Below are 25,756 nucleotides of genomic sequence, written 5' to 3'. Positions count from 1 at the left end.
GCCATGATTAAATTACAGAATGTCGAAAAAGTTTACCGAACCAGCTCGATCGAAACGCTGGCCCTTAACAACATCAATCTCAATGTTAAGAAGGGTGAGTTTATCTCCATCATGGGCCCTTCGGGCTGCGGGAAAAGTACCCTGCTCAACATCATGGGACTGCTGGATGAGCCCTCCCAAGGTACCATCGAGATCGATGGCAGCCGAGTGGAAAGTTACCGCGACAAGGAACTGGCGCACCTGCGCAACCAGAAGCTGGGCTTTATTTTCCAGAGTTTTCACTTGATCAATGACCTTTCGGTGCTGGATAACGTGGAAATACCACTGCTGTACCGGACCAGTTCGGCCAAACAACGCCGCGAGCTAGCCCAGGAAGCGCTCGAAAAGGTAGGGCTCAGCAACCGGATGAAGCATTTTCCCAAACAACTCTCCGGCGGTCAAAAGCAGCGCGTGGCCATTGCCCGGGCCATCGTGGGCCGACCCGAAATTATCCTGGCCGACGAACCGACGGGAAATCTGGACAGTGTGATGGGTAACGAGATTTTGAGCATTCTGAAAAAGCTGAATGAGGATGGCGCTACCATCGTGATGGTGACCCACGACGACGCCATGGCCAAACAGACCCACCGCCTCGTCCGCCTCTTCGACGGTACTCAGGTACAATGATATTTGACAACTTCCAAAAAACTGTCAACCCGCCCCGGTGTACCGGTCCATTGTCAACTGTCAACTATTATTATAGCCATGATCTTAAACTATATAAAAATCGCCTGGAAGGTACTGCTGCGGCATCCGTTCTATACCTTCATCACTCTCTTTGGCATCAGCCTCACGCTGACGGTACTGATGGTACTCACCTCTTTTCTCGATCACGTGTTAGGGTCGCATTATCCCGAAACCAATCGCAATCGGTCGTTGTACATTACGCGCCTGGAACAACGGGACACTACGCACCAGGGCCGGAATATGGGGCCTATGAGTTTTAACTTTTTGAAGACCTACGCAAAAAGCCTCAAAACTCCCGAACGGGTCGGCATCGCGACTATTTTCGGTTTTGCCAATACGTACATCAACGGGAAGCGCATCAAGCTCAACACCAAGTACACCGACGCCGATTTCTGGCGGGTCACTGACTTTAAGTTTCTGGATGGCAAGCCTTTTACCGAACAAAACATCAACAATGGCGACCATGTGGTGGTCATTACGGATGATCTGCGCAAGCAGTACTTTGAAGACGACGGAGCTTCGGCTATCGGCAAATACATTGACATCGAATCCATTAATTACCGTGTCATTGGGGTAGTTCAGGGTAGTCCCGTCACGCGTCCCTACACCTACGGCGACGTATATTTCCCGTACACTGCGCCCAAAAGCAACTACCAGGACAAGGCCATGCGGGGTGGTTTTCTGGCGATCGTGTTGGCCAAAGACGAACATGACCTGCCGGCCATCCGGGACGAATACGCCAGCACGGTGGGCAAAATACCCCTGCCCCAAACCGATAATGGGTTCACTTTCCACGAAATGAAGACCGAAGCTAACCCCTACCTGGACGATTTTGCGGGTGTGTTCCTGGACGGCGCCCGAACCACCATTGTCTACTCGATCATCATCTTTCTGATGCTGATGCTCATGGGCCTACCCGCTATCAACCTGGTGAATGTCAACGTGAGCCGGATTATGGAACGGGCTTCCGAAATCGGCGTTCGAAAAGCATTCGGCGCGCCCGCCAAAGCGCTGCTTTGGCAATTCATCATCGAGAATATCTTCATCACCTTCATTGGAGGATTCTTTGCCCTGCTACTGACTTTCCTGATCATCACGCTGATCAACAACAGCGGCTGGATTGCCTATGCTGATCTGACCATTAATTTTCCCGTCTTCGCGGCCAGCATCGCGGTCTGTCTGGTGTTCGGTCTGCTGTCGGGAGTACTTCCTGCCCTGCGCATGTCCAAACTCAAAATCGTGGACGCCCTTAAATCCTAAAACCGCGCGGCGTCCGCCCCTATCTCATCATTCATATCTCATATCAGATTATGCTACGTCATCTTTTCAAACTCATCTGGAATAAAAAGGGTAGCCACTCCCTGCTCATCATCGAAATATGGGCTTCCTTCATGGTCCTTTTCGGGGTACTTTCCCTCATCGTGTACAACATCAGCAACTACCTCGAGCCTATTGGGTTCGAATATGAAAATGTGTGGGTACTGGACCTGAATAACAATCAGGACACAACTGCCATTGCCGAAAAAAACAATCAGATCATGCAGCGAATCCGCTCCTACCGGCAGGTAGAATCGGCCACCCGCATGAGCAGTAATACGCCTTTTTCGGCTAATACCATGAATAATAGTATCAACTACCATAAGGTATCTACCATGGCCGACAACTACTATACCGACGAAGAGTTCAGCAAAACTCTCGACCTACCTCTGTTGGCCGGGCGATGGTACCGTCCCGAAGACCGGGTTTCCAAGTCCGTTCCGGTGGTGATCAATAAGAAATTGCAGGACAAGTTGTTCGGAGACGAGAATCCACTGGGCAAAGTGCTGGGAGAAAGAAATTATGAAACCGAAAAGAAAGAAGAAGGGCAGAAGACCACCCAGCGAGTAGTGGGTGTAGTAGACAAGTTCAAAGCTAAAGGCGAGTACATGTCCGACAATCCAGCCATATTCATGCTGTTCGATAAAGACGACCAGTGGAATAAGAATATCCTGATCAAAACCAAACCCGGTACCGACGCTACTTTTGAAGCAAAACTGGTCAAAGACCTCGCCGCCATGGTACCCGGCTGGAGCATCGAAGTGAGCTACCTGACCGAATCGCGTGCCAATCGTCATAACCTGGTACTGGTACCGGTCATTATCTTTCTTATTATCAGTGTATTTCTGCTCACGAATGTAGCGCTGGGTTTATTCGGGATTTTGAATCTGAATATCGCCCGCCGTAGGAGCGAAATCGGCTTGCGCCGCGCCATGGGGGCTACCGAAAGTCGGGTTACCACGCAGTTTCTGGGCGAAATGTGGGTGCTGGCGGCATTCAGCATTCTCCTCGGGTTGCTGTTCGCCGTGCAGTTTCCGTTGTTGAATGTGTTTGATTTTGCGGCCGGAGTGTATATCGTCGCCATACTCGCCGCCGTGGTTATTATCTTTGTCATCGTAACCCTCTGCGCCTGGTACCCCAGCCAACAGGCCGCCCGCATCCATCCAGCCACCGCGCTGCATGAAGAGTAAACTTTGGGTTTACGGTGAATGGTCAAAAGGTTAAGGAAACTATTTTGCACTTAATACTAATGAACAGCGCAAGCAAACAAAAACATCTTCCGTTGACCCTTCACCGTTAACCTTTTGACCTTCCAAATATGATCCTCATCGTTGACGACGACGTAGCCATTCGAACTTCCCTGAGTCTGCTTTTGAAAAAGGCCGGATTCAGCGTGAAAGGCGCGGCTTCGCCAACGGAGACGTTTGAAGTTTTGCAGCTAGAGGTACCCCAGCTCATTCTGCTGGACCTCAACTTCTCGATCGAAACCTCGGGCGTGGAAGGCATGGCGCTATTACGACGAATCCGGCAATTTGACCCGAATATCCCGGTAATTCTCATTACTGGCTGGGGTTCCATCGAGTTGGCCGTGCAAGGCATGAAAGAGGGCGCGCGGGACTTTATTACCAAACCCTGGAACAACGAGCACCTGGTCCAATCCATCCATACCCTGCTCAATCTTACTGAACCGGCCCCGCCCTCCTCGACCCGACGACAGCTCGACCAGAAATACCAGCTCGACAACATCGTAGGCCGCGACCCGCGCCTGTTGGACGTCCTGGAAACCGTGGGCCGGGTGGCGCCCACCGACGCGCCGGTACTCATCACGGGCGAGAGCGGCACGGGCAAGGAGCTCATCGCCGAGGCCATCCATCTCAACAGTCGGCGCAAACGGGCCCCTTTTGTGAAAGTCAACCTGGGCGGCATTTCGTCCACACTGTTTGAGAGCGAACTGTTCGGCCACGTGCGCGGGGCATTTACCGACGCTAAAACCGACCGCACCGGTCGCTTCGAACTGGCCCATCGGGGTACCATCTTTCTGGACGAGATCGGCGAACTGGATCTGTCCAGCCAGGTCAAGTTGCTGCGGGTGCTGCAGGAGCGTTCCTTTGAGCCTTTGGGCAGCAGCAAAAGCCGCACCGTAGACGTGCGGGTAATTTGCGCCACCAACCGGAATCTAGAAGAAATGGTAGCCCAGGGTACCTTTCGGGAAGATCTCTATTACCGCATCAACCTGATCACCGTCAAGCTCCCCACCCTGCGCGAGCGCCCCGACGACATCCCGCTGCTGGCCGAGTTTTTTATCAATAACCTAAAAACCATTTACCAGCGGCCGGGGCTGCGCCTGAGTCCTACGGCATCCCGGTGGCTGAAAACCCTGCCACTGCCGGGGAATATCCGTCAACTTAAAAATACCGTGGAGCGTACCGTACTGCTTTCGGGACAGGACGAACTCGACGTAGCCGATTTCCAAAAAAATATCACTTCCCCCGTCAGCACCGCCGCCCGCAGTCTGCCGGAGGTAGGTACCCTGACTCTTGAAGAAATGGAGTATCAGATGATCCGCCGCGCCATGGAATTCCATCAGAACAAGGTGTCCAAAGTAGCCCGCTCGCTGGGTATCACGCGCTTCGCCCTGTACCGGCGGCTCGAAAAGTACGGGATCGCCTATGACACCACCGACGTATGAAGTGGTCTACCCGAACCCAGTACATCCTGTTTCTGACCACGCTCCACGGGGTACTTATTTTTCTGGTGTACAAGGTACTGTTTCAGGATAAGGTACTGTTTATCGCTTCCGAGGTGTTCCTGCTCGTTTCAATCGTTTTTTCCATTCGGATTTATCAGAACTTTATGCGACCCAACGAATTTGTCAAATCCGGCATTGAAGCCATCAAGGACAAGGATTTTACGATCAAGTTTGTCCCGACCGGGAAGGGCGAGGTAGATACGCTCATCGAAGTGTACAATCTGATGATTGACCAGCTGCGCGAAGAACGCACCAAACTCAACGAACAGCATTATTTTCTGGAAAAGCTTATCGCCGCCTCGCCCATTTCCATCATTATCCTCGACTTCGACGATCGCATTGCGTCTCTCAATGCAAAGGCGCAGATACTCTTCAAGGTACCCTCTGAAAATTTATTCGGCAAAACCCTCGAAGAAACCGGACTAGCCCTGCTGGCCGAACTAGGTACCCTGGCCGACGGTGATTCCAGAATCGTGAAAACCAATGGCGTGGAAACGTATAAGGTACAGCGCTCGCACTTTATGGATCAGGGGTTCAGGCGGTCGTTTCTGATGATTGAAGAACTGACCGCTGAACTACTGGAATCAGAAAAGAAAGCCTACGGAAAAGTGATTCGGATGATGGCCCACGAAGTAAACAACACCCTGGGCGCCACCGATTCGATCCTGCAAACAACGCGGAATTTTCTGGATACCGACGAATACGCCGAGTTGAACGAAGCCTTGCGCATCGCCTCCGAACGAAACCAGCGCCTCACCCGCTTCATGCGGAATTTTGCCGATGTGGTACGCCTACCCTCCCCCACCCGCGAACCCATTGATTTTGGTCAGCTGGTTCAGGATGTGGCACTTTTTATGCAGTCCTTCGCCGAAGGAAAAGGCATTTCCTTAAGTTTTACACCCATCGAATCTGAGGTACCCCTTCGGGCCGATGCCGGGCAGATGGAGCAGGTACTGGTCAATGTGATCAAAAACGCCATCGAAGCCTGCGACGCAGGGCAACGGGTGGAGCTTATGTTGGCCCCGCACCAACTGGCCGTCCGTGACAATGGCAAACCCATTTCCACTGAACAATCCATCCAGCTTTTCAATCCCTTCTACAGCAGCAAGCCCGACGGACAGGGCATCGGCCTCACCCTTAGCCGCGAGATTCTGGTCAACCACGGATTTGCGTTTTCGTTGAAGACGGGAGAAGATGGGTGGACGGAGTTTGTAGTGGAATTTTGAGACTTTATCTGAATAACCTCGGCATGAAATACTCATGTAAACTAGAACTCAAGTCATCAATGGATAAATCAGCTATGTCATGTCATCAAATATCATAAATCATTTGGGATTTCAATTTGATGATGCAATATCAGTTCAGGGAAGATATTCCATTTCAGACTTATTCCCGCCCTCTAAAAATCGTTGTGGAATTTATCTTCTCAATTTTTCAGATAGCACCTTCTACATTGGCCAAGCCATTGATGTAGTCAGAAGATTTTCCCAACATAGGAAAAATTACGACACCATTTATCAGCTTTGGTTCTTACCAGTTAAAAAGGAAAATCTAAACGATGTTGAGCAAAAACTGATATTCGAGGCCGAAAAGCTAGGACTATTGTTGATCAATAAAACCTTTGTATCAAACATCCTGGGTGATACAGATCTTGATTTGATCATCAGTCCATTAGAGCAGGAAAATTGGTTGACTACCAATACCCATTCTCAAAATGAAGTATCGAATATTTACTCAGTTGTAAACATAAAGCATAGAGTAAAATACCGTCACAATTTCGAAAAATTGAGGCAGGTACCTATATATATCCAACTCAAACGAATTCTGAATTTTTACTTGGTTAATTGCCTACCTGCGCACAAAATGACTGAGTTGTCTTTCTGGTCGTTAAGTTGCTTACCATCTACAAATGCCAACACATTCCCCAGATACATTTCCTTGAATATCAATGCTATGGAAGCACTGGTTATGGGATACGAAAAGAAAACGAAAACTGAATTCTGCTTCGTAGTACTATCCCGTAGGCTTTTTAATAGAAAAACTGATCTCAAAAATCTTCATAGAAAATATAGCACGATGAGAATTTTTGAGTCAAAATACAGAGCGGGTGGTTCTGACCAAGTACGTTTTGAGTTTTCTAATCTAATTGAATTCGAAAGCTTTTTAACTACAAATTCATTGATAATCAACTCTATTAAGAATTTCAATCTTCGCTTGATGCGCAAAGGCGGTACCATCTATTCACCCTTTCACTGCTTCGACTTAGTTAGAGATATCTTATCTTGAAATTTATATATGTCGTGGGGCGATCGCTCCCATTTGCTCAATGTATTGGAGTTTATTGCTGCTAGATATAACGCCCACCATCTACTCCACCAAATGATCGTCCCACTCCTTCACCTTCGGGCCCGTCAGTTTTCCTAAGCTTTTTCCCACCAGAATCGCTACGGTGGCGTCGCTGGTGATATTCACCACTGTACGGCACATATCGAGCGGACGATCCACCGCGAAGATCAGCGCGATACCCGCCGGATTGACACCGATGGATTCCAGTACAATGACGAGCATCAGGATACCTGCGCCAGGTACTGCGGCGGAGCCAATGGAGGCCAGGGTAGCCGTGAGGACGATAGTGAGTTGCTGACCCAGGGTGAGGTCATTGCCAAAAGCCTGCGCAATGAACACCGCCGCCACGGCCTGGTACAGGCTTGTACCGTCCATATTGATGGTAGCTCCCACGGGACACACAAACGACACGACTTCTTTCTCCACACCGATATGTTCCTCCACGCGCTCCATCGTTACGGGTAAGGTAGCAGCGCTGGAACTGGTCGAGAAAGCTAAAAGTTGGGCGGGCGCGATGCCCCGGAAAAAATCACCGTAAGAAATACCGGTGAAGAGTCTGATTAAAGTGGGATAGAAGGCAAAAACCAGTACCGCCAGTCCGAATAGCACCGTAAGCGCATAGGCAGCCAGGGCCTTGAATACATCGGGCGAAGGAGATTCCACCACCAGAGCGGCCAAAAGTGCAAATACGCCGTAGGGAGCGGCCAGCATGATCAGGTCGATCATTTTAAGGACTACTTCATTGACCCCATCGAAAAAACGCTTGACGGGTTCCGACTTATCGGTGGGAATCAGGATCAGGCCAATGCCGAAAAATACCACAAAGAAAATCACCTGCAGCATGTTGCCATTGGAGGCGGCGGCACCGATCACATTATCCGGTACCACATCGACCAGCGCACTCAGTGGGCCTTTGTTCTGATTTTCAGCGGCCTTGCCTACGCTCTGCTCGGCGTTTACCCCAAAACTGGCCATCAGATCCGTGCGGGTACCTTCTTCTATAAAACTACCCGGCTGCGCCAGATTCACAACGATTAGTCCGAGTGATACGGCCAGCAGGGTACTCAGGATGTACAACCCCAGGGTACGGGTACCCAGCCGGGAAAGTTGCCGGATATCGTCCAGGTCCGACACGCCCTTGATGAGCGAGGCCACGATGAGCGGAATGGCAATAAGTTTGAGTAGATTGATGAAGATGGTACCCCAGGGCTTGATCCAGGCCACTACGAAATTACTCCCCCAAGCAAACCTGGAAAACACGTATCCGGCCAGGATGCCCAGTACCATGCCGATGAGGATCTGCCAATGCAGCGCAAGTTTTTTCATAGGGAATCAGGAGGGTTAAGGAGTAACAATTCCCTAAACATCGCCAATTCAGCCCGGAAATACAATTTCATAGCGGATATACCCCCTAACTCGCTACCGGTTCGTCCCACAAATCAGCCAGCATCTCCCAGGGAATCTGGCCACGCTTTTTGGTTTCCGAGGTGAAAAGTTCCAGCAGTTTGGCCAGTTGGGCATCGTCGGCCTTGCCGGTGGCACTCAGGATGGATTGCGCCACATTTTTGGCCATCACCGTGGGATCGCCCGTAGCCCAGGCCTGACCGTATTGCGTCCAGTATTCGTCCGTTTCGGTAGGTACATAGGCGGGTGTTGCGGCAGCGGGGGTACCCATTTGGGTGGCGGGGACAGGAATGGCCTGCACACTTTCTGAATAATGTACGGTAGTAATACCTTCCTGGAATCCGTCGAACGATTGCCGCAACGTTTTGCCCGGCCAGCGCAGTTCCAGGTAGCCCTCGGCCGGACGGTACACCGCCGTGTAAATGGTGCCGAAGCCTTCGTTGAAGCGACGGGCGTACAAAGGAGGGTGCAGGAAAGTCTGCGCCATATCCTCGGCTTCCAGGTTGGCCGTTGCCAGCATCTCCAGCAGGTACCTTTCACGCTCCACCGTTTTGGAAAACTGCGCGTGTTCGGGCCAATCGACTTTGTGCTGATGGTTGGTGGATACCAGTGCGTCCGTGACCACTACCGCTTGGTCGGGCGCTATCTGCAGCATTTTGTGAGCGCCGCTTTTGTCCAGAAGCATAATGTTATAGGCCATGTGCGAGGGAACACGTTGCAGAGCCGCGACGGCCTCGTCCACGGTGCTGCAAAATTCCAGTACGTAGCGCAGGATAAACGGAATACCGAAGCCTTTGCCTACCACCTTGCGCCCCCCGAACGTGAGGGAAGCCACCAGTCCATCGGCGTTGATGCCATCCACCACACCCCACAGGCAATCGCCCGTAGCCATCACCGCTTTACCATTCCAGGCGCTGTGCAGTAAGGTACCCTCGCTCAGATTGGGGTGATAATCATAATTGCGGACCAGTTGCGGCGGATTTTGCGTCACGACCTGCGAACAACCCGAAATGTAGGCAGGCGGCTGCCAACCCGTCAGGAAACGCGCCGCGATGGGATCATGGCCCGCCAACTCGCACATGCGTTCGTAGGTCGGCATCATTTCGGGCATATAGTGGCGCAGCTGCGCTACCGAAGTGTGTAAATCGGGGTTAGTCGCGGCTCCTTTCGATTGGAACCAGGCCCGGTAGGCGGGCCAGTGGGTATTGAAAAGTTTTTGCCATTTCGGGCCCAGTATAGATTCGGATATTGAATTAAAATCAAGGTGTAGCATGAAAGTTTTTTTAGTGAAACTCATCCGGAAATGGAAATAAATTTTCCGAATGAGTTTATGAAAATTTGTGGAGAAGACACGGGTCTACAACGCTTAAAGGTACGAGTTGTTTGGGCCAAAGTTTTCATTTGACGGTATTTAATGGTATATTGGGAAATACCCCGGTGATCCAAATACAATTTATGCAAGGTACTCCCCTATTCGATATATCAACTCCAATCCTCTCATTTACAGGCAACAGGCGACTCCTGGGACCCGGTGGTTGCTCCTAGTTTTCAGAGAGTTCATGTCAGCGCCAGTGGGTAGGCCGATTCAATTTTGCCGAAAACCTTGCCTGAAAAGAAGAATTGGCACCTTCTTCTTTTAAATCAATTTAACACACAACCCATCTCTTTTCAATACTTGTAATTAAGCAAGATTTCTACTACCGGAGATCTTCGTAAATCTCTTTGATTAAACCGTAATCTGATTTTATTTCCATGCTAGCCGAGCTAACCAAATCCCAGGAATTATTCGAACGCCGTAAAAATGCAGTCGCCAATGGCGTGGGCGTATTCAATACCGCTACAGTACGCGACGCCAAAGGCGCCATTATTACCAACGAAGATGGCCAGGAACTCATCGACTTCGCAGGCGGCATCGGTGTCGTCAACGCCGGTCACTGCCCCGAGCCCGTCGTGGCGGCTATCCGCGAGCAAGCCGGTAAGTACCTGCACACGAGTTTCAACGTCGTTACCTACGAGCCCTACATCGAACTTTGTGAGCAGCTGTGCGAACTACTGCCCCACGGCGAGCGTACCAAAGCCATGCTGGTCAGCACGGGAGCAGAAGCGGTGGAAAACGCCATCAAGATCGCCCGCATGGCGACCAAACGACAGGGGGTACTCTGCTTTACTGATGCTTACCACGGCCGCACGATGATGGCCATGACGCTCACCAGCAAAATCAACTACAAGATTGACTGCGGACCTTTCGCGCCGGAAGTGTATCGCCTTCCGTTTCCTAACTACTACCGCTACGGCAACGGACTGAGCCTCGACGAATATATTGATCAGGAATTACGCCGCCTCGACGAAAGTGGTCATAATCTGATCGTTCCCGGCAGTTTGGCGGCTGTTATTCTCGAACCCATCCAGGGCGAGGGCGGCTTTTACTCCGTCCCGCCAAGGTACCTCGAAGGGCTCCGCAGCTACTGCGACCGGCACGGTATCATGCTCATCCTGGATGAAGTACAAAGTGGCTTCGCCCGGACGGGGAATTGGGCCAGTTGGCAGGAATATGGCGTCCAGCCCGACATCAGTACCTACGCCAAATCAATGGGTTCTGGACTGCCGATTGCCGCAGTCGTGGGACGCGCCGACGTGATGGACGCAGCCGGGCCAGGTACCATCGGGGGTACCTACATCGGGAGTCCGATCTGCTGCGCGGCTTCTTTGGCCACCATCAAACTAATGAAAGAAGAAAACCTGAACGCCCGCGCCAAGGAAATTGGCAAAATGTTCATGGAGCGTTTCGAAAAACTACAGCAAGAGGTACCTGCCATCGGTGACGTGCGTGGCTTCGGAGCGATGAATGCGATTGAGTTTGTCAAAAATGGTGACCCCACCCAACCCGACGGCGACCTCTGTACCCAAATCGTCACGGCCTGCGCCGAACGCGGCCTCATTCTCATCAGTGCCGGTACCTTCCGAAATATCATCCGGGTACTTTCTCCGCTGGTGATCACAAACGAGCAATACCAAAGAGGGCTGGATATTATGGAGGAGGAGATCATTAACGGAGTCAAAAAGGAAAAGGGTTAAGGGTTAAAAGGTCAAGGGTCAAATCGTATCCTATTCCGACTTTGCTCATCGACTAATGGCTCTTAACCTTCTCTTTTCAGCCTTTTCTCAAAAAAATTACCATTCAACCAAACGCTACAAATTGAAACCATTTGCCATTGCCGGAATACAGATGCGGGTGTCGGCGACCTACGCCAACGTCGAACTGATGAAACTGAAACTGGACATCGCCATGAATCTTTACCCCTGGGTGGAAATGGTGGTATTCAGCGAATTGTGCGCTTACGGTCCGTTGCTGCACCATGCTCAGGAGGTACCGGGGCTTTTTGAGGAAGAAATGCGGGCCGCGGCCAAAAAGCATGGCGTGTGGTTGTTGCCGGGTTCTATCTTTGAGAAAAGGGACGGCAAGCACTACAACACCGCCACGGTGATCGACCCCCAGGGTGAAGTCGTGACACGATACAGCAAGATGTTCCCCTTCTATCCCTTTGAGGTAGGCGTGACGCCGGGCCACGAATTCTGCGTGTTCGACGTGCCGGATGTGGGTCGCTTCGGGGTGTCGATCTGTTATGACATGTGGTTTCCCGAAACTATCCGTACACTGACCGTGATGGGAGCCGAAGTCATTCTACATCCGACCATGACGGGTACCATCGACCGCGACGCAGAACTTTCCATTGCCCGCGCGATGGCCACTGTGAACCAATGCTACCTATTCGATGTAAACGGCCTTGATTCGGGCGGCATTGGCCGCTCCATCGTGTGCGGTCCCGACGGCCGGGTCATCTACGAAGCCGGCACGACGGAAGAGATTTTCCCCCTCGAGCTGAACATCGAACGCGTGAAACGCAGCCGGGAGCTGGGGGTACTGCGCCTGGGTCAACCCCTGAAAAGTTTCCGCGACCACATCGGCGATTTCAAGATCTACCAGCCTGGGGCCAAGCATCCTTACCTCGACTCGCTCGGCCCGCTTATCAAACCTACCCGGCTGAACAAGCTGACTGAACTCAAACAAAAGGAAGCCGACCTGGAAATTCCCGTCAGCGGCATCGGCTACAAAGGCGACGAGGCGCTTACTAACGAAATCAATTTTGAATGATGGCATGACTGCTCCGGCATAGCGGCCGCGCGGTAAATGATAGAATATTTTCAATAACTACTAGCCTATCATTTCAACCCTCTATCATTCTGTCATTCAATCAACAAACTATGAAACCCAAAAAGCCCCAATCTTCACCCTATTTTAGCATCGGTCAGCTTCGGCTCGACCATTGGAATGAATTAAAAAACGAGGCCTCCTTTCTGGCGCGTGGCAAGCCGGACTCCAAGCTAGCCAAGCAACACAAGGCCCGCATCGAGGAGCTACTGGACCATCTCAAAACGGTAGAACGGTACTATACTTTTCCGGGCAGTGGGAAGGTGGAAAAGCTACGGCACATGCTGGACCGTGAAGAACACAACGCTCTGGCGCACAATGTGGCCGTTACGACGCGCCAACTCGTGGGCGATGCCTACCGCAGCCATCCGCTATCGGCGCTGGAAGTGGAAAGCGAGCAGGGCGGCGTTCAGGAGATTCGGGAAGCGGGAAACGGGACACAAAAAAATTACTTCGAAGTGCTTTTCGTCGAAGACCTGACTGCCATCGACGAAACGGCCCTGCACGAAAAATTGCAGGATTTGCGCGCTCCCAATGAACAGTTCGTGTACGACGTGCTGGTCCAGCGTTCCTTTCAGGATGCGCTCATTGCCTTGATTTTCAACCATAACATTCAGGCAGTTGTCATTCGCTACGCTCCACCGTTCCTTTCCGAAAACATTTCGCCGCTCATCAAACCCTACATTCAAAATGTACTGAATATCGACCTGGAAGACCGTCCCGAAGCGGAACTCGGTCCGCTTCTGGGTGAACTGGTAAAGCGTTTCCGGCCCGAACTGGACATTTACTACGTCACCGATACTTCGCTCACCGATCTGAAAGACAGTACCCTACAGACTTTCCGTCGGATTTATTACCGCCGCGAGGATTTACAGGAACTGCATCTGGGCATTATCCGGGGAATCCGCGAGCGCTACGAAACGCCGTTTTTTAGTGCTTTGAAAGAATATAGCCAAAAACCGACGGGTGTTTTTCACGCCATGCCGATCTCCCGGGGAAATTCGGTGTTTAAGTCGCGCTGGATCAAGGATTTCGGAGATTTTTACGGACGAAATATGTTTCTCGCCGAGACATCATCCACCACCGGCGGTCTGGATTCCTTGCTGCAACCTACGGGCACCCTGAAGAAAGCCCAGGAAATGGCCTCGGCCGCCTACGGTTCGCAACATACCTACTTCGTGACTAACGGTACCTCCACAGCCAACAAAATTGTGTTGCAGGCGCTCGTAGAGCCCGAAGATCTGGTATTGATTGACCGCGATTGCCATAAGTCGCACCACTATGGCATGGTGCTGGCGGGCTCGTATCCCGTGTACCTCGACTCCTACCCCATCGAAAAATACTCGATGTACGGCGCGGTACCTTTGGCCTCGATCAAGGAAAAGCTGCTGCAACTGAAAGCCGCCGGGCAACTGGATAAAGTAAAAATGCTGCTTCTGACCAACTGCTCATTCGACGGACTGGTGTACAACGTGGAGCGCGTAATGGAGGAAATCCTGGCCATCAAGCCCGACATGATCTTTCTCTGGGATGAAGCCTGGTTTGCCTTTGCGGGTTTTACTTACATCTTCAAGCAGCGCACGGGCATGTACACTGCCAAAAAACTATACGATAAATATCGCACTGAAAAGTACCGCACCAAGTATGGCGAACATATCAAGCAACTAGCCAAGGGCGAGGTACCCCGCATGCCCGATCCCGATCAGGTTCGTATTCGGGTGTACTCTACCCAAAGTACCCACAAGACACTGAGCAGCTTCCGACAGGGCAGCATGATCCATATCTGGGACGAGGATTTCCGCAAAAAATCCGAGACTACTTTCCTGGAAGCTTACATGACCCACACCTCCACCTCTCCGAATTACCAAATGCTGGCCTCGCTGGACGCGGGCCGCCGACAGGTACAGTTTGAGGGGTACGAGATGGTGGAAAAAAGCATCGAATTGGCGATGGTACTGCGCGCCAAAGTCAATGACGACCCGCAGCTCAGCAAATACTTCGATGTATTGACGGTGAAAGATTTTATTCCCGACCAATACCGCCAAAGTGGTCTGGGCGAATACTACGACAAAGAGCGCGGCTGGAACCGCATGGAGGAGGCTTGGGAGAAGGACGAATTCATGCTCGACCCCACCAAAATCACGCTGTTTATCGGTCGGACGGGGGTAGATGGAGATACTTTCAAGAATAAGTACCTCATGGATCAATTCAACATCCAAATCAACAAAACCTCGCGCAACACCGTCCTGCTGATGACCAACATCGGTACTACCCGCGGCAGCGTGGCCTACCTTACCAATGCCCTGCTGACCATTGCCAAGCAACTCGACGAAGAGTTTCTATCGCTCAATCGGCGCGAAACCGAAATTTCTGACGCCCGCATAAAATCCCTGACACAGGATGTACCCCCGTTGCCGGATTTCAGCCGTTTTCATGCTTCGTTCAAAGCCATTCCCGACGTACCGGGCGGCAATCTACGGGAAGCGTACTTCCTGGCCTACGACGAAGACAACTGCGAGTACATTTCGATGGCCGACTGCCGCAAGGCGGTCGAAGCGGGCAAAGAACTCGTCGCTTCCTCGTTTGTGATTCCCTACCCGCCGGGCTTTCCGGTGCTGGTACCGGGTCAGGTGGTAAGTAAGGAAATCATCCGCTTCATGATCGCCCTCGACGTCACCGAGATCCACGGCTTCCGCGCCGACCTGGGTCTGCGCATTTTCACCGAAAAGGTTTTGAATAGAAAAATCAAAATGGTGGAGATCAGTGCCAACGGCAAAGTCGAACAGAAGAAAACGCTGGAAGTCAGCGAAGTTTGAGGCTAGCCAATAGCTGTTAGCTGATGGCTAATTGCTTTAAACCTTTACTATTTTTCCCAAAAGGCTATCGGCCATCAGCCACTAGCCAACAGCTAAAAAAAACCATGACTACCCAACAAATCAACCCTACCCCACCTTTGAAAGGCATTCCTGACATTCGTCGGTATTTTCATAAAAACGAGGTACCCCTGTATTTCATCAGTGCTACCAACTTCAACCTACTGGGGGCCGATGAGTGGATCAAAGGCTTCAAGTTCATCTGCCATATCGAGTGCTTCGACGGGCTCCATCCCAATGTGTTTTCACCGAAGGAAGAGATGCCGCATGACGAATTCCAGAGTATCGAAGACATCAACAACTACCTGCTGATGCATCCCGAAGTGCAGAACTACATCAAACTCCGCTCCAAAGACGGCGTGGCCGGGAAGGTTATGTTCCTGATGTTTGATGAGAAGACGGAAGAACTGGCTGAAAAGCTGGGTCTGGAAATTATGTTTCCGCCCGCTGAAATGCGGACCTTCATGGATAATAAGGTCAATACCAACCGCATCGCCGAAAAAGCCGGCGTGGCTTGCGTACCTTATGTGTTGTCCAAAGTGAAAAATTATCAGGATTTAGGTAAAGTTTCGGCCGAAAAACTGGGTACCGATCTGGTGATTCAAACCCCCTTTGGCGATTCGGGGCACACGACTTTCTTTATTTCCAACGAGGAAGAATACGATAAGTACGCCGAGGAAATCGAGCAGGAAGAGGAGGTGAAAATCATGAAGCGTATCAACTGCCGGGGTTCGGCCATCGAAGCCTGCGTAACCAAGCATGGTACCGTCGTCGCCCCGTTAATGACGGAATTGGTCGGTTTCAAGGAACTGACGCCCTACAAAGGCGGCTGGTGCGGGAATGAGATCTTTCCCGATTCCTTCTCGGACGATATTCGTAAGAAAGCCCGGAAATATACCCAGCTTTTTGGCGACCAGTTGCGTCAGGAAGGCTATAAGGGGTACTTTGAGCTGGATTTCTTGATTGATCAGGACAATGGCGAAATCTACCTCGGCGAACTGAATCCACGTGTGACCGGCGCGAGTTCGATTACCAACCACGCCGTGTTTGCCCTGGCCGACGCACCCCTTTATCTGTTCCACATCCTGGAATGGATGGACGTGGACTATGAATTCAGCGTGAAAGCCATTAACGATCGCTGGGCGCGGCAGGAAAATTCCGATAGCTGGAGTCAAATGGTCATCAAGCACACCCAGAACACCATCGAATACGTCACCGATGCCCCGCAGTCGGGTATCTGGCATATGTTCGACAATGGTCATATCCAGTTCGACCGCATGGATACACACCGCCGGGCCGTCGAGAGCGAAAATGAGGCGTTTTTCCTCCGCATTTCCAAGCCGGGCGACTATTTCTACGAGGGAGCCGACATGGGCATCCTGGTAGCCCGGGGCCGCATGATGACCGAAGACTTCCAACTCACTGACCGCGCCCGCAGCTGGATCGCTGCCATTCACTCCAAGTTCTCCTCTAACCTGATCGAGGATAAGCGGGAGATGCCGGAGTTGATCGGGAGCCTGACTAAATGACTTTGAATTGCGATCGGATTACTAGTACGATGAGTGAATGTCGGAATATTATTCTCTCATTCACTCATTCACATTTTAAAACTATTGCTAGTATGCAATAATTGTTCTAGTTTTCGTGAAAATTTTCTTTCAACCCTTCTCATTTACCTAAACCTCACGACTACGCATGGAACAACAGCTCCCTCTGGAAAAAGAATTACGCGATGTCTTCGCAAATTTCCCCGCCTTCCCCGAAAGCCTCATTGAATTACTGGTCACGATTGCTCCCTGGGGAGCCCTGATAGGCGCAATATTTGGCATTCTCGGGTTCCTGAGCCTAGTAGGTATCGGATCTTTTGTGAGTGTCGCCTCTATTGGGATGGGGGCTTACGGCTCCACCTGGAAAATGTGGGTCAGTATACTCGGATTGGGCATTGCATCGGTCATTTACCTGCTGGCCTTTTCCCCTTTACGTGCCCGCCGGAAGCGGGGCTGGGACCTGATGTACTACGCTTTTCTTCTGAATCTGGTAATCAATGCAATCACCTTCAGTATTTTCGGCCTCATCATCAGTTTCCTGATCGGTGGCTGGATTCTCTTTCAGGTTCGTCCCAAGTATATCTGAAAAACCTAGTGCAAATAATAAAAAACGAGCGGGAGTCCTCCCGCTCGTTTTTTATTATTTGCCACTTATCCCCATTCCTCCTCACTTTATCCTGCGCACCGTTGTACAGGGAAGTAATCCTTTGCAACTTTGAGCAATGGATACCAAGCCATCCAAACATTTTCCTGGCTGAAACTCCTATACCAGTCCCGTACCCTATACTCCTGATTCTGAACCTATGAACTTACTCGAAACCCGCCACATCATCAAGGATTATGCCGAACACCGCGCCCTCGATGACGTAAGCATCAGCATACCGAAGGGCAGTATTTTCGGTTTACTCGGCCCGAACGGTGCCGGAAAAACGTCCCTGATCCGCATTATCAATCAAATCACCGGCCCCGATTCGGGTGAAGTGTTTTTCGATGGCAAGCCCTTGGACGACAGCCACATCCAGCGCATTGGCTACCTACCCGAAGAACGGGGCCTGTACAAGAAAATGAAAGTCGGCGATCAACTGCTGTATTTGGCCCGCCTGAAAGGTCTTTCCAAGAGCGAAGCCATGGATCGGCTGAAAATATGGTTCACCAAGTTCGACATCAAGACCTGGTGGGACAAGCAGGTGGCCGACCTCTCCAAAGGAATGCAGCAGAAGGTACAATTCGTGTCCACCGTGCTGCACCAGCCCGACCTGATAATCCTGGATGAACCCTTTTCGGGCTTCGACCCGATCAACGCCAATCTGATCCGGGACGAGATTCTGGAACTGCGCCAAAAGGGAAGTACTATCATTTTCTCTACGCACCGTATGGAAACCGTGGAAGAACTCTGTGACTACATCGCGCTCATTCACCGCTCCAAAAAAGTGCTGGACGGACCTAAGAAAGCGATTAAGGAGCAGTTCAAAACCAATACCTACTTCGTAGAGTACACGGGTACCCTCAACGGAATTGGCGAGCGTTATGATGTTCAAATGGCACGGCCGCTAACGGCGGGCCTTCAACGCGCCGACATCCGTCTTCCCGCCGGAAGTACCGCCAACCAGCTGCTACAGGAACTGATTCCGCAGATTGAAATCCACGCCTTCGGTGAAAATATCCCCACCATGAGCGACATCTTCATGCGCGCGGTCAACGAAGTACCCGAGGGATAGTCAGGTTCTGAACATTGAGTTCAAAGTTCGTGAGCCTGACTATATTGAATTCAATGTTCCCGACTCTTCTTTTCCCTTCTCATCAACTTATAGACTTTAGACTCATAAATTCCAATGAAAAACATCATACTTGTCCTCCAACGCGAATACCTGGTGCGGGTGAAGAAAAAATCCTTCATCATCATGACCTTCCTGACGCCGTTCCTGTTTGTGGGATTTTACGCGGCAATCATTTTTATTGCCATTGGCAGCAAGGAAACCAAAACCATAGAGGTACTTGACGAAAGTCAACTCTTCGCCAATCAGTTTAAGGAGACTGACGAGCTAAAATTCAGATACATTTCCATGTCGCTGGATTCGGCCAAGACGGGCTTTAAAGAAAATAAGAAAGGCGTGGACGCGCTGGTCTACATTCCCGAAAACGTGCTGGAGAACCCCAAAAATGTACGCATTTATGCCGCCAAAAACGTAAGCCTCGACTTGAAGAGGGACATTGAAAAAACCATCGAGCGCCAGATCGAAAATATCAAACTCACCGAAGCCGGTATCACGCGCAAAATAATCGAAGATGCCCGCGTCAATGTGCAGTCCGAGACCATTAGCCTCAACGAAGAAGGCGAGAAGAGCAGTAGCTCGGGAGCGGCTACGGTAATCGGAGGTATCTGTGCTTTTCTGATCTATATCTCGGTGTTTGTATACGGTACGCAGGTGATGCGCGGTGTTACCGAAGAAAAAACCAGTCGGATTGTGGAGGTTATCATTTCCTCGGTAAAGCCTTACCAGCTTATGATGGGCAAAATCATTGGTGTGGCCTTAGTTGGGCTCACACAATTTATCCTCTGGATTCTGTTAACCGTTATGCTTACCACCGCCGCGGGCTATATTTTCAAGGATAAAATTGGGGAGGGTACCAAGGCCCAGATGGAGCAGGTGCAAAAGGACATGCCCAGCGGCTCGGTAGGAATGGCCGCCGCTTCGGCGGGCAACGACAACCCCGTGACCGAGGTACTTAGCGCGGTCAATAGCCTGAACATCCCCTACATCATTGCCTGTTTCCTGTTTTTCTACCTGGGAGGGTACCTGTTTTACAGCGCTTTGTTTGGAGCGGTGGGCGCCGCCGTCGACAACGACGCCGATACGCAGCAATTCATGCTACCCATCACGATGCCTATTGTCTTTTCGTTCCTTTTTGCCCAGATGGCCCTCCGCGATCCCGATGGCAGCCTGGCCTTCTGGACCTCCATCATACCGTTTACATCTCCCATCGTCATGATGGTACGGATTCCTTTTGGGGTACCTGTCTGGGAACTGGTCCTCTCGATGGTACTGCTCGTGCTGGGCTTCATGGGTACCATCTGGCTGGCTTCGCGCATTTACCGCGTGGGCATCCTGATGTACGGCAAAAAGGTATCCTATAAGGAGCTGGGCAAATGGATCTTCTACAAGATTTGATCTAGAGTTCAAAGTCTGTGTCTTTCGGGTGCGTGCATAAATGGATTTATGCGCACGCACCCGAAACGCGTAGCCCATTAATCCTCCTTTAACCTTTTTTAAGAACGCCAAAAACTTGCCATTGGGGTTATTTTACTAATTTTGGCACCAGGATTCAACTTCCTGAATCTAAGGTTCTACGAGTAGTCGTGAGAAAAGCACCCACGGCCCACTCTCCACTTTCAACTTTCAACTAGTAAAATGACCCGTTTCAACCGCTTTAACAACCTCACCGGTTGGATTGTATTCGCGATTGCTTTCCTGACTTACGCCCTTACCGTCGAACGTACTGCTAGCTTCTGGGACTGTGGCGAATTTATCGCCTGTGCTTTCAAGCTGCAGGTACCCCACCCCCCGGAGCACCCTTCTTTCTGCTGATCGGACGACTCTTTTCCATGCTGGCCCTGGGCGATGTCACCCAGGTGGCCTATTGGGTCAATATGGTCTCGGTGCTGAGTAGCGCGTTTACTATTCTTTTCCTTTTCTGGACCATTACCTTGCTGGGGCTGAAGCTCTTGAACAAATCGGAAGAAAACCTTTCCCTGGCCGATACGGTACTGCTGCTGGGAGCGGGTGTGGTAGGCTCGCTGGCCTACACTTGGTCCGACTCCTTCTGGTTCTCGGCGGTGGAGGCCGAGGTATACGGTATGTCGTCATTTTTTACGGCCATCGTCATTTGGGCCGTGTTCAAGTGGGAGCGTATCGAAGATCCGGCCGCCGAAAACCGCTGGCTGATTTTCATCGCCTACCTGGTGGGTCTTTCCATCGGCGTTCACTTGCTCAATCTGGTCACCATCCCCGGCCTGGCGTTGGTGTATTACTATAAAAAATACCAAAAAATAACTTTTTTCGGCGGCCTGATGGCCTTTGTCGCGGGTGGACTGATTCTCGTTATCATCAACTCGGGCGTCATTCCCGGCCTGCCCAGTCTGGCGGGCTGGTTCGAGATCCGGTTCGTCAATACCCTAGGGCTACCTTTCGGCAGCGGTACCATTTTCTTCGTCATCCTGTTCCTGGGCGGTCTGATCTACGGCATTCGCTACTCCCATATCAAGGGGAATGTCCTGCTCAACACCGGATTATTGTCGCTGGCCTTCGTGCTGATCGGCTACGCCTGCTACCTGATGGTACTCGTACGGGCCAATTACAATCCGCCCATTAACGAAAACAACCCCGATGGTACCCTGAGCTTTGTGTCCTACCTCAAGCGCGAGCAGTACGGCAGCCGCCCGCTGTTGTTTGGCCCTACCTTCGTGGCCCGGCCTATTAGCCAGAAGCGGGGCGAGCCCATCTACCGCAAAAAAGGAGACAAGTACGTCATTTATGACTACCGTCCTGAATACGAATACGAAGCGGGTTCCAACATGCTGCTCCCGCGGATGTATAGCACCCAGGGTAACCACCCCCAGCTCTACCGCCAAATGGAGAACCTGGCCGAGGGGCAGAAGCCTTCGATGGCCGACAACCTGGGCTTCATGTTTAAATACCAGATCGGACATATGTACTGGCGGTACTTCATGTGGAATTTCGTGGGCCGTGAAAGCGACGAGGAAGGGGCGGGCAATCTGCTGCCGTTCGATGCCTTCAAGAAATTCCCCGCTACGATCGCCCATAACAAAGCGCACGATAACTACTTCATGCTGCCATTCATCCTGGGGCTGATCGGAATCGTGATCCAGTACTTCCGCCGTCGACGCGACCTGCTGGTGCTGGGCCTGTTGTTTTTCCTGACGGGTGTCGCGCTGGTGGTGTACCTCAACTCCCCACCCACCGAACCACGCGAACGGGATTACATCTACGTAGGTTCGTTCTATATTTTCTGTATGTGGATCGGCTTCGGTGTTATCGCCGTGGCGGAAGGGCTCGCCTCGTTTCTGAAAAACGCCACCGCCCGGGCTGGGGTAGCCACGGCGGTAGGACTGATCGTGCCGATCATCATGGGCTTTAAGGGCTGGGGTAATCACGACCGTAGCCACCGCTACCATTCGGTTGATTTTGCCAAAAACCTTTTGAATAGCTGTGCCCCCAATGCCATCCTGTTCACGGGTGGCGACAACGATACTTTCCCGCTCTGGTACGTGCAGGAAGTGGAGGGCTTCCGTACCGATGTGCGGGTCTGCAACCTTAGTTTGTTGGGTACTGACTGGTACATCGATCAGATGAAACGCCAGACCTACGAGTCGCAGCCACTGCCTATTTCGCTGGAACACGACAATTACATGTTCGGTAAGAACGACATTGTACCGTTCTATGAGATTCCCGGCGTGAAGGGCGGCATCAACCTGAAGGAGTACCTTGGCCTGGTCAAGACCGAGAATCGGGCCATTCAGGTACCCCTCACCAGTGGCGACATGACTGCCATCCTGCCTTCTTCAGTGCTGTTTTTACCCGTCAATGTAGCCAATGTCAGTAAGATGAACCTGTTGAAGCCCGACGTGGCTCCTTTCCTGCGCGACTCCATCAGTTGGACAATCGGGAAAAACGACCTCTACAAGTCGGATCTGATCATGCTGGATATCATCGCCACCAACGATTGGAAACGCCCCATTTATTTCTCTTCTACGCTGGCGACCAGCAACTATCTCAATCTGAAAGAATACATGCAGGTAGAAGGCTATGCCTACCGGCTGCTTCCGGTTTTCGTGCCGGGTGCCAACGATGGCTACGTGAACTCCGACCTGATGTACAATAACCTGATGACCAAAATGGCGTGGCGTGAGCTGGATAACCCCAATAGCTATTACGACAACACCTACCTGGGCTCACCGGTGTTCACGGCCCGCATCGCTTTCCTGCGCCTGGTGGGTCAGTTGATCGCCGAAAACAAAATGGATAAAGCCAAGCTGGCCCTTAACAAAATTCTGACGGTGATGCCCGACAAAAGTATTCCGTACGATCAGATTACGGCCAATTACATCCGGCCCTTGTTCCAGTTGGGCGAAAACAAAAAAGCAATGGAGATTGCCGAAACAATGGCCGCCCGCTCCGACGAGAATCTGAACTATGCCCAGGAAAACGGCGCGGGCAATCGGCGTGACAACAACATCGACCTCTACATTCTGCAATCCATCGTGGGAGCCCTGCGTGAATCCGGTCAGGAAGAAGCGGCAAAGAAATACGACGCCATCTTCCAGAAACATATTACGGGTTTTAACGTAATGCAGCAATAAGGTTGACTGTAAATGAGTGAGGAGACCTTCCCATGGTGAGAGAATAAAAAAGAGTCGTTATCATAAATAAAAATGCCCTTCCATCTGACACGTGGAAGGGCATTTTTATTAAAACAAAAAAGTGATTTTCAATTCATTCAATCACCTATTCTCTCCTTCACAATTAAATTTTCAATGAAAGAAATCCTTCATTTTATCGAAGAAGCCTTTTTCATTTTTGCCCGGTTTGGGCTGAAAATTGGGTGAGTTACGAAACGTTTCCAAAGCGCTGCGCTCCTCTGAAGACAACTGCTGGGGTGTCCACACATTCACGTGAACCAGCTGGTCACCCCGGCCGTAGCCGTTCAGGTCTTTGATGCCTTTGCCTTTGAGGCGAAGAATCTTACCCGCCTGCGTACCCGGATCTACTGTGATGCGGGCTTTGCCATCGATCGTCGGAATTTCCATGGAGGTACCTAGGGCGGCATCTACAAAACTCAGGTGCATATCGTACACCACGTTGTTGCCGTCGCGTTTGAGTTGTTCGTTTTCCTCTTCCTCGATTACGATCAGCAGGTCACCCGGTGCTCCGCCGCGCTGGGGTACATTCCCCTTGCCCGACATCGAGAGCTGCATACCATCGCCTACTCCACCGGGTATATTGAGCGTAATCAGGTCGTCTTGCATCAGGCGGCCTTCACCGGCACACACGTCGCAGCGGTCGGTGATAATCTTTCCATCGCCATTACAGGTAGGGCAGGTACTGCTCGACACCATCTGACCCAGCATCGTGTTGACAACCTTACGTACCTGACCGTTACCCTGGCAGGTCGAACAGGTCGTGAGGGCGGTACCATTCTTTGCGCCGTTTCCCCCGCAGGTTTCGCAGGTCACGTGGCGCTTGACCTTTATTTTTTTCTCCGCTCCGTTGGCTACCTCGTTGAGGTCCAGCTTCAGTTTGATGCGTAGGTCAGAGCCCCGTCGCTGACGACGTCCCCCACCCTGGCCACCGAACATATCGCCAAAAGGACTACCTCCGCCACCGAAGATATCACCGAACTGCGAGAAAATGTCCTCCATCGTGAAGCCGCCACCGAAACCTCCGGCCCCTGCCCCGGCGCCACCACCCACACCCGCATGACCGAACTGATCATAACGCTTGCGTTTGGCATCGTCGCTCAGAATGCTGTATGCTTCGGCGGCTTCCTTAAACTTATCCTCGGCGGTGGGGTCGTCGGGATTTTTATCGGGGTGAAACTTGATCGCCAGCTTGCGGTAGGCTTTTTTAATGTCCTCAGCCGTTGCCTTACGGTCCACGCCCAATACCTCGTAATAATCTCTTTTCTGTGCCATGTGATTTTTTATAAACAGTACCCTTTATTCGCCTTTGCTCAGGCCCCCACCACGACTTTCGCGTAGCGTATTACTTTATCGTTCAGGAAATAACCCTTTTCTACTTCGTCCACTACCTTGCCCTTCAACTCTTCGCTCGGAGCCGGATACTGCGCAATGGATTCGTGCAATTCGGCATCGAACGGCAAACCGACGGTTTTCATCGCTTTCAGGCCTTTCGCTTCCAGGGTCTTGTACAATTTGTTGTGGATCAGTGCCACACCTTCTTTGAGGGGTTGTACTTCGGTGGTAGCGTCGAAAGACTGCGTGGCCCGTTCGAAATCGTCTACAATGGGCAGGATAGTCTTCATCAGATCGGCGTTGGCAGTACCCAACAACTCCAAGCGCTCTTTGGCAGTGCGGCGGCGGAAGTTTTCAAAATCCGCATAGAGCCGAATGTACTTGTCTTTTAATTCGGCCAGTTCCAGTTTGAGCTTTTCCTCGGCACTCAACTCGGTCTTAAAGCTGTCTGCCGCTTCTGTTTCGGCTCCGGAAAGTTCAGTTTCTGACAATTCATCCGCAAAAGTGTCGGTTTTGCGTTTTTCCGGATTGTCAGTATAGTCCGACGATCCCCACGTCATATCTTCCTGTGGATTGTTATTCTCTGTCATAAAATTACCTGTATGCTACTGTTAAAAACTGGAATATCAGTAAATAGTACAAAAATTAATTCTTTCAACTAACTGACCTTCAAATATATAACAATTAATATTTGGGTCAAATTTTCAATTCACCATAGTACGTTAAAATAAACTTGCCAGCCTTACACTTCTGCCAGATTGACATTTCCGTTATCATAGTACCAATCAATGCATCAAAGCCTGCTCATTAAAA

At 51.2% G+C, this 25,756-nt stretch carries 18 protein-coding genes and 1 pseudogene; 15 read left to right on the top strand and 4 right to left on the bottom strand.

The window, feature by feature from the left end; genetic code table 11:
• The first annotated feature begins 3 nt into the window (after positions 1-3).
• From GBK04_RS22965 to GBK04_RS22940, 6 genes are all read left to right on the top strand, one after another.
• A complete protein-coding gene (locus tag GBK04_RS22965; protein ID WP_152763768.1) occupies positions 4-666 on the top strand; it encodes an ABC transporter ATP-binding protein in 663 nt (220 codons plus the stop codon).
• 78 nt (positions 667-744) lie between these two features.
• Positions 745-1,986 (top strand): ABC transporter permease, encoded by a 1,242-nt coding sequence (locus tag GBK04_RS22960; protein WP_152763767.1) that lies wholly within the window; start codon positions 745-747, stop codon positions 1,984-1,986.
• Between the two features lie 50 nt (positions 1,987-2,036).
• Positions 2,037-3,233 (top strand): ABC transporter permease, encoded by a 1,197-nt coding sequence (locus tag GBK04_RS22955; protein WP_152763765.1) that lies wholly within the window; start codon positions 2,037-2,039, stop codon positions 3,231-3,233.
• Positions 3,234-3,361: 128 nt separating this feature from the next.
• Positions 3,362-4,732 (top strand): sigma-54-dependent transcriptional regulator, encoded by a 1,371-nt coding sequence (locus GBK04_RS22950; RefSeq protein ID WP_152763762.1) that lies wholly within the window; start codon positions 3,362-3,364, stop codon positions 4,730-4,732.
• Positions 4,729-6,018: a sensor histidine kinase gene (locus GBK04_RS22945; protein WP_152763760.1), complete on the top strand. Its 1,290-nt coding sequence runs from the start codon at positions 4,729-4,731 to the stop codon at positions 6,016-6,018. Before GBK04_RS22950 ends, GBK04_RS22945 begins: the two co-directional genes overlap by 4 nt.
• A gap of 79 nt (positions 6,019-6,097) precedes the next feature.
• Positions 6,098-7,078, top strand: coding sequence for a GIY-YIG nuclease family protein (locus GBK04_RS22940; protein ID WP_152763759.1), 981 nt, complete (start codon positions 6,098-6,100; stop codon positions 7,076-7,078).
• Positions 7,079-7,159: 81 nt separating this feature from the next.
• Here the strand turns inward: GBK04_RS22940 and GBK04_RS22935 are convergent, their stop codons facing one another.
• Positions 7,160-8,464, bottom strand: coding sequence for a dicarboxylate/amino acid:cation symporter (locus GBK04_RS22935; protein WP_152763757.1), 1,305 nt, complete (start codon positions 8,462-8,464; stop codon positions 7,160-7,162).
• An 85-nt stretch (positions 8,465-8,549) separates the two neighbouring features.
• The gene (locus tag GBK04_RS22930; RefSeq protein WP_152763754.1) at positions 8,550-9,815 is read right to left on the bottom strand and encodes a C45 family autoproteolytic acyltransferase/hydrolase; all 1,266 of its coding nucleotides are present in this window, start codon (positions 9,813-9,815) and stop codon (positions 8,550-8,552) included.
• A gap of 479 nt (positions 9,816-10,294) precedes the next feature.
• On the opposite strand from GBK04_RS22930, the gene GBK04_RS22925 reads away from it, so the two are divergent.
• The 9 genes and pseudogenes from GBK04_RS22925 (at position 10,295) to GBK04_RS22890 (ending at position 23,551) form a co-directional block, all read left to right on the top strand.
• The gene (locus GBK04_RS22925) at positions 10,295-11,617 is read left to right on the top strand and encodes an aspartate aminotransferase family protein (protein WP_152763752.1); all 1,323 of its coding nucleotides are present in this window, start codon (positions 10,295-10,297) and stop codon (positions 11,615-11,617) included.
• A gap of 121 nt (positions 11,618-11,738) precedes the next feature.
• The gene (locus GBK04_RS22920; protein ID WP_152763750.1) at positions 11,739-12,695 is read left to right on the top strand and encodes a carbon-nitrogen hydrolase family protein; all 957 of its coding nucleotides are present in this window, start codon (positions 11,739-11,741) and stop codon (positions 12,693-12,695) included.
• A gap of 110 nt (positions 12,696-12,805) precedes the next feature.
• Positions 12,806-15,568, top strand: a complete 2,763-nt coding sequence (locus tag GBK04_RS22915) for an aminotransferase class I/II-fold pyridoxal phosphate-dependent enzyme (protein WP_152763748.1) — start codon at positions 12,806-12,808, stop codon at positions 15,566-15,568.
• 104 nt (positions 15,569-15,672) lie between these two features.
• Positions 15,673-17,154, top strand: a complete 1,482-nt coding sequence (locus GBK04_RS22910) for a biotin carboxylase (RefSeq protein ID WP_152763746.1) — start codon at positions 15,673-15,675, stop codon at positions 17,152-17,154.
• A gap of 166 nt (positions 17,155-17,320) precedes the next feature.
• Complete coding sequence (locus tag GBK04_RS22905; RefSeq protein WP_152763744.1) at positions 17,321-17,758, top strand: hypothetical protein; 438 nt, start codon at positions 17,321-17,323, stop codon at positions 17,756-17,758.
• A gap of 217 nt (positions 17,759-17,975) precedes the next feature.
• On the top strand, positions 17,976-18,890 hold the full coding sequence (locus GBK04_RS22900; protein WP_152763742.1) for an ABC transporter ATP-binding protein: 915 nt from the start codon (positions 17,976-17,978) through the stop codon (positions 18,888-18,890).
• Positions 18,891-19,004: 114 nt separating this feature from the next.
• Entirely contained in the window at positions 19,005-20,342 is a 1,338-nt protein-coding gene (locus tag GBK04_RS22895; RefSeq protein WP_152763740.1) for an ABC transporter permease, read from the top strand.
• A 240-nt stretch (positions 20,343-20,582) separates the two neighbouring features.
• Positions 20,583-21,163: pseudogene (locus tag GBK04_RS31615) on the top strand (glycosyltransferase family 117 protein); the annotation flags it as partial.
• Positions 21,164-21,241: 78 nt separating this feature from the next.
• Positions 21,242-23,551, top strand: coding sequence for a DUF2723 domain-containing protein (locus GBK04_RS22890; RefSeq protein ID WP_505952497.1), 2,310 nt, complete (start codon positions 21,242-21,244; stop codon positions 23,549-23,551).
• Positions 23,552-23,722: 171 nt separating this feature from the next.
• Here the strand turns inward: GBK04_RS22890 and dnaJ are convergent, their stop codons facing one another.
• Both dnaJ and GBK04_RS22880 read right to left on the bottom strand, forming a co-directional pair.
• Entirely contained in the window at positions 23,723-24,883 is a 1,161-nt protein-coding gene (dnaJ, locus tag GBK04_RS22885; RefSeq protein WP_152763738.1) for a molecular chaperone DnaJ, read from the bottom strand.
• A gap of 38 nt (positions 24,884-24,921) precedes the next feature.
• Positions 24,922-25,533, bottom strand: coding sequence for a nucleotide exchange factor GrpE (locus GBK04_RS22880; RefSeq protein WP_373331245.1), 612 nt, complete (start codon positions 25,531-25,533; stop codon positions 24,922-24,924).
• Between the last annotated feature and the right edge of the window lie 223 nt (positions 25,534-25,756).

Source organism: Salmonirosea aquatica, assembly GCF_009296315.1.
Classification (GTDB): Bacteria; Bacteroidota; Bacteroidia; order Cytophagales; family Spirosomataceae; genus Salmonirosea; species Salmonirosea aquatica.
This window is presented reverse-complemented; position numbering and strand designations above follow the sequence as displayed.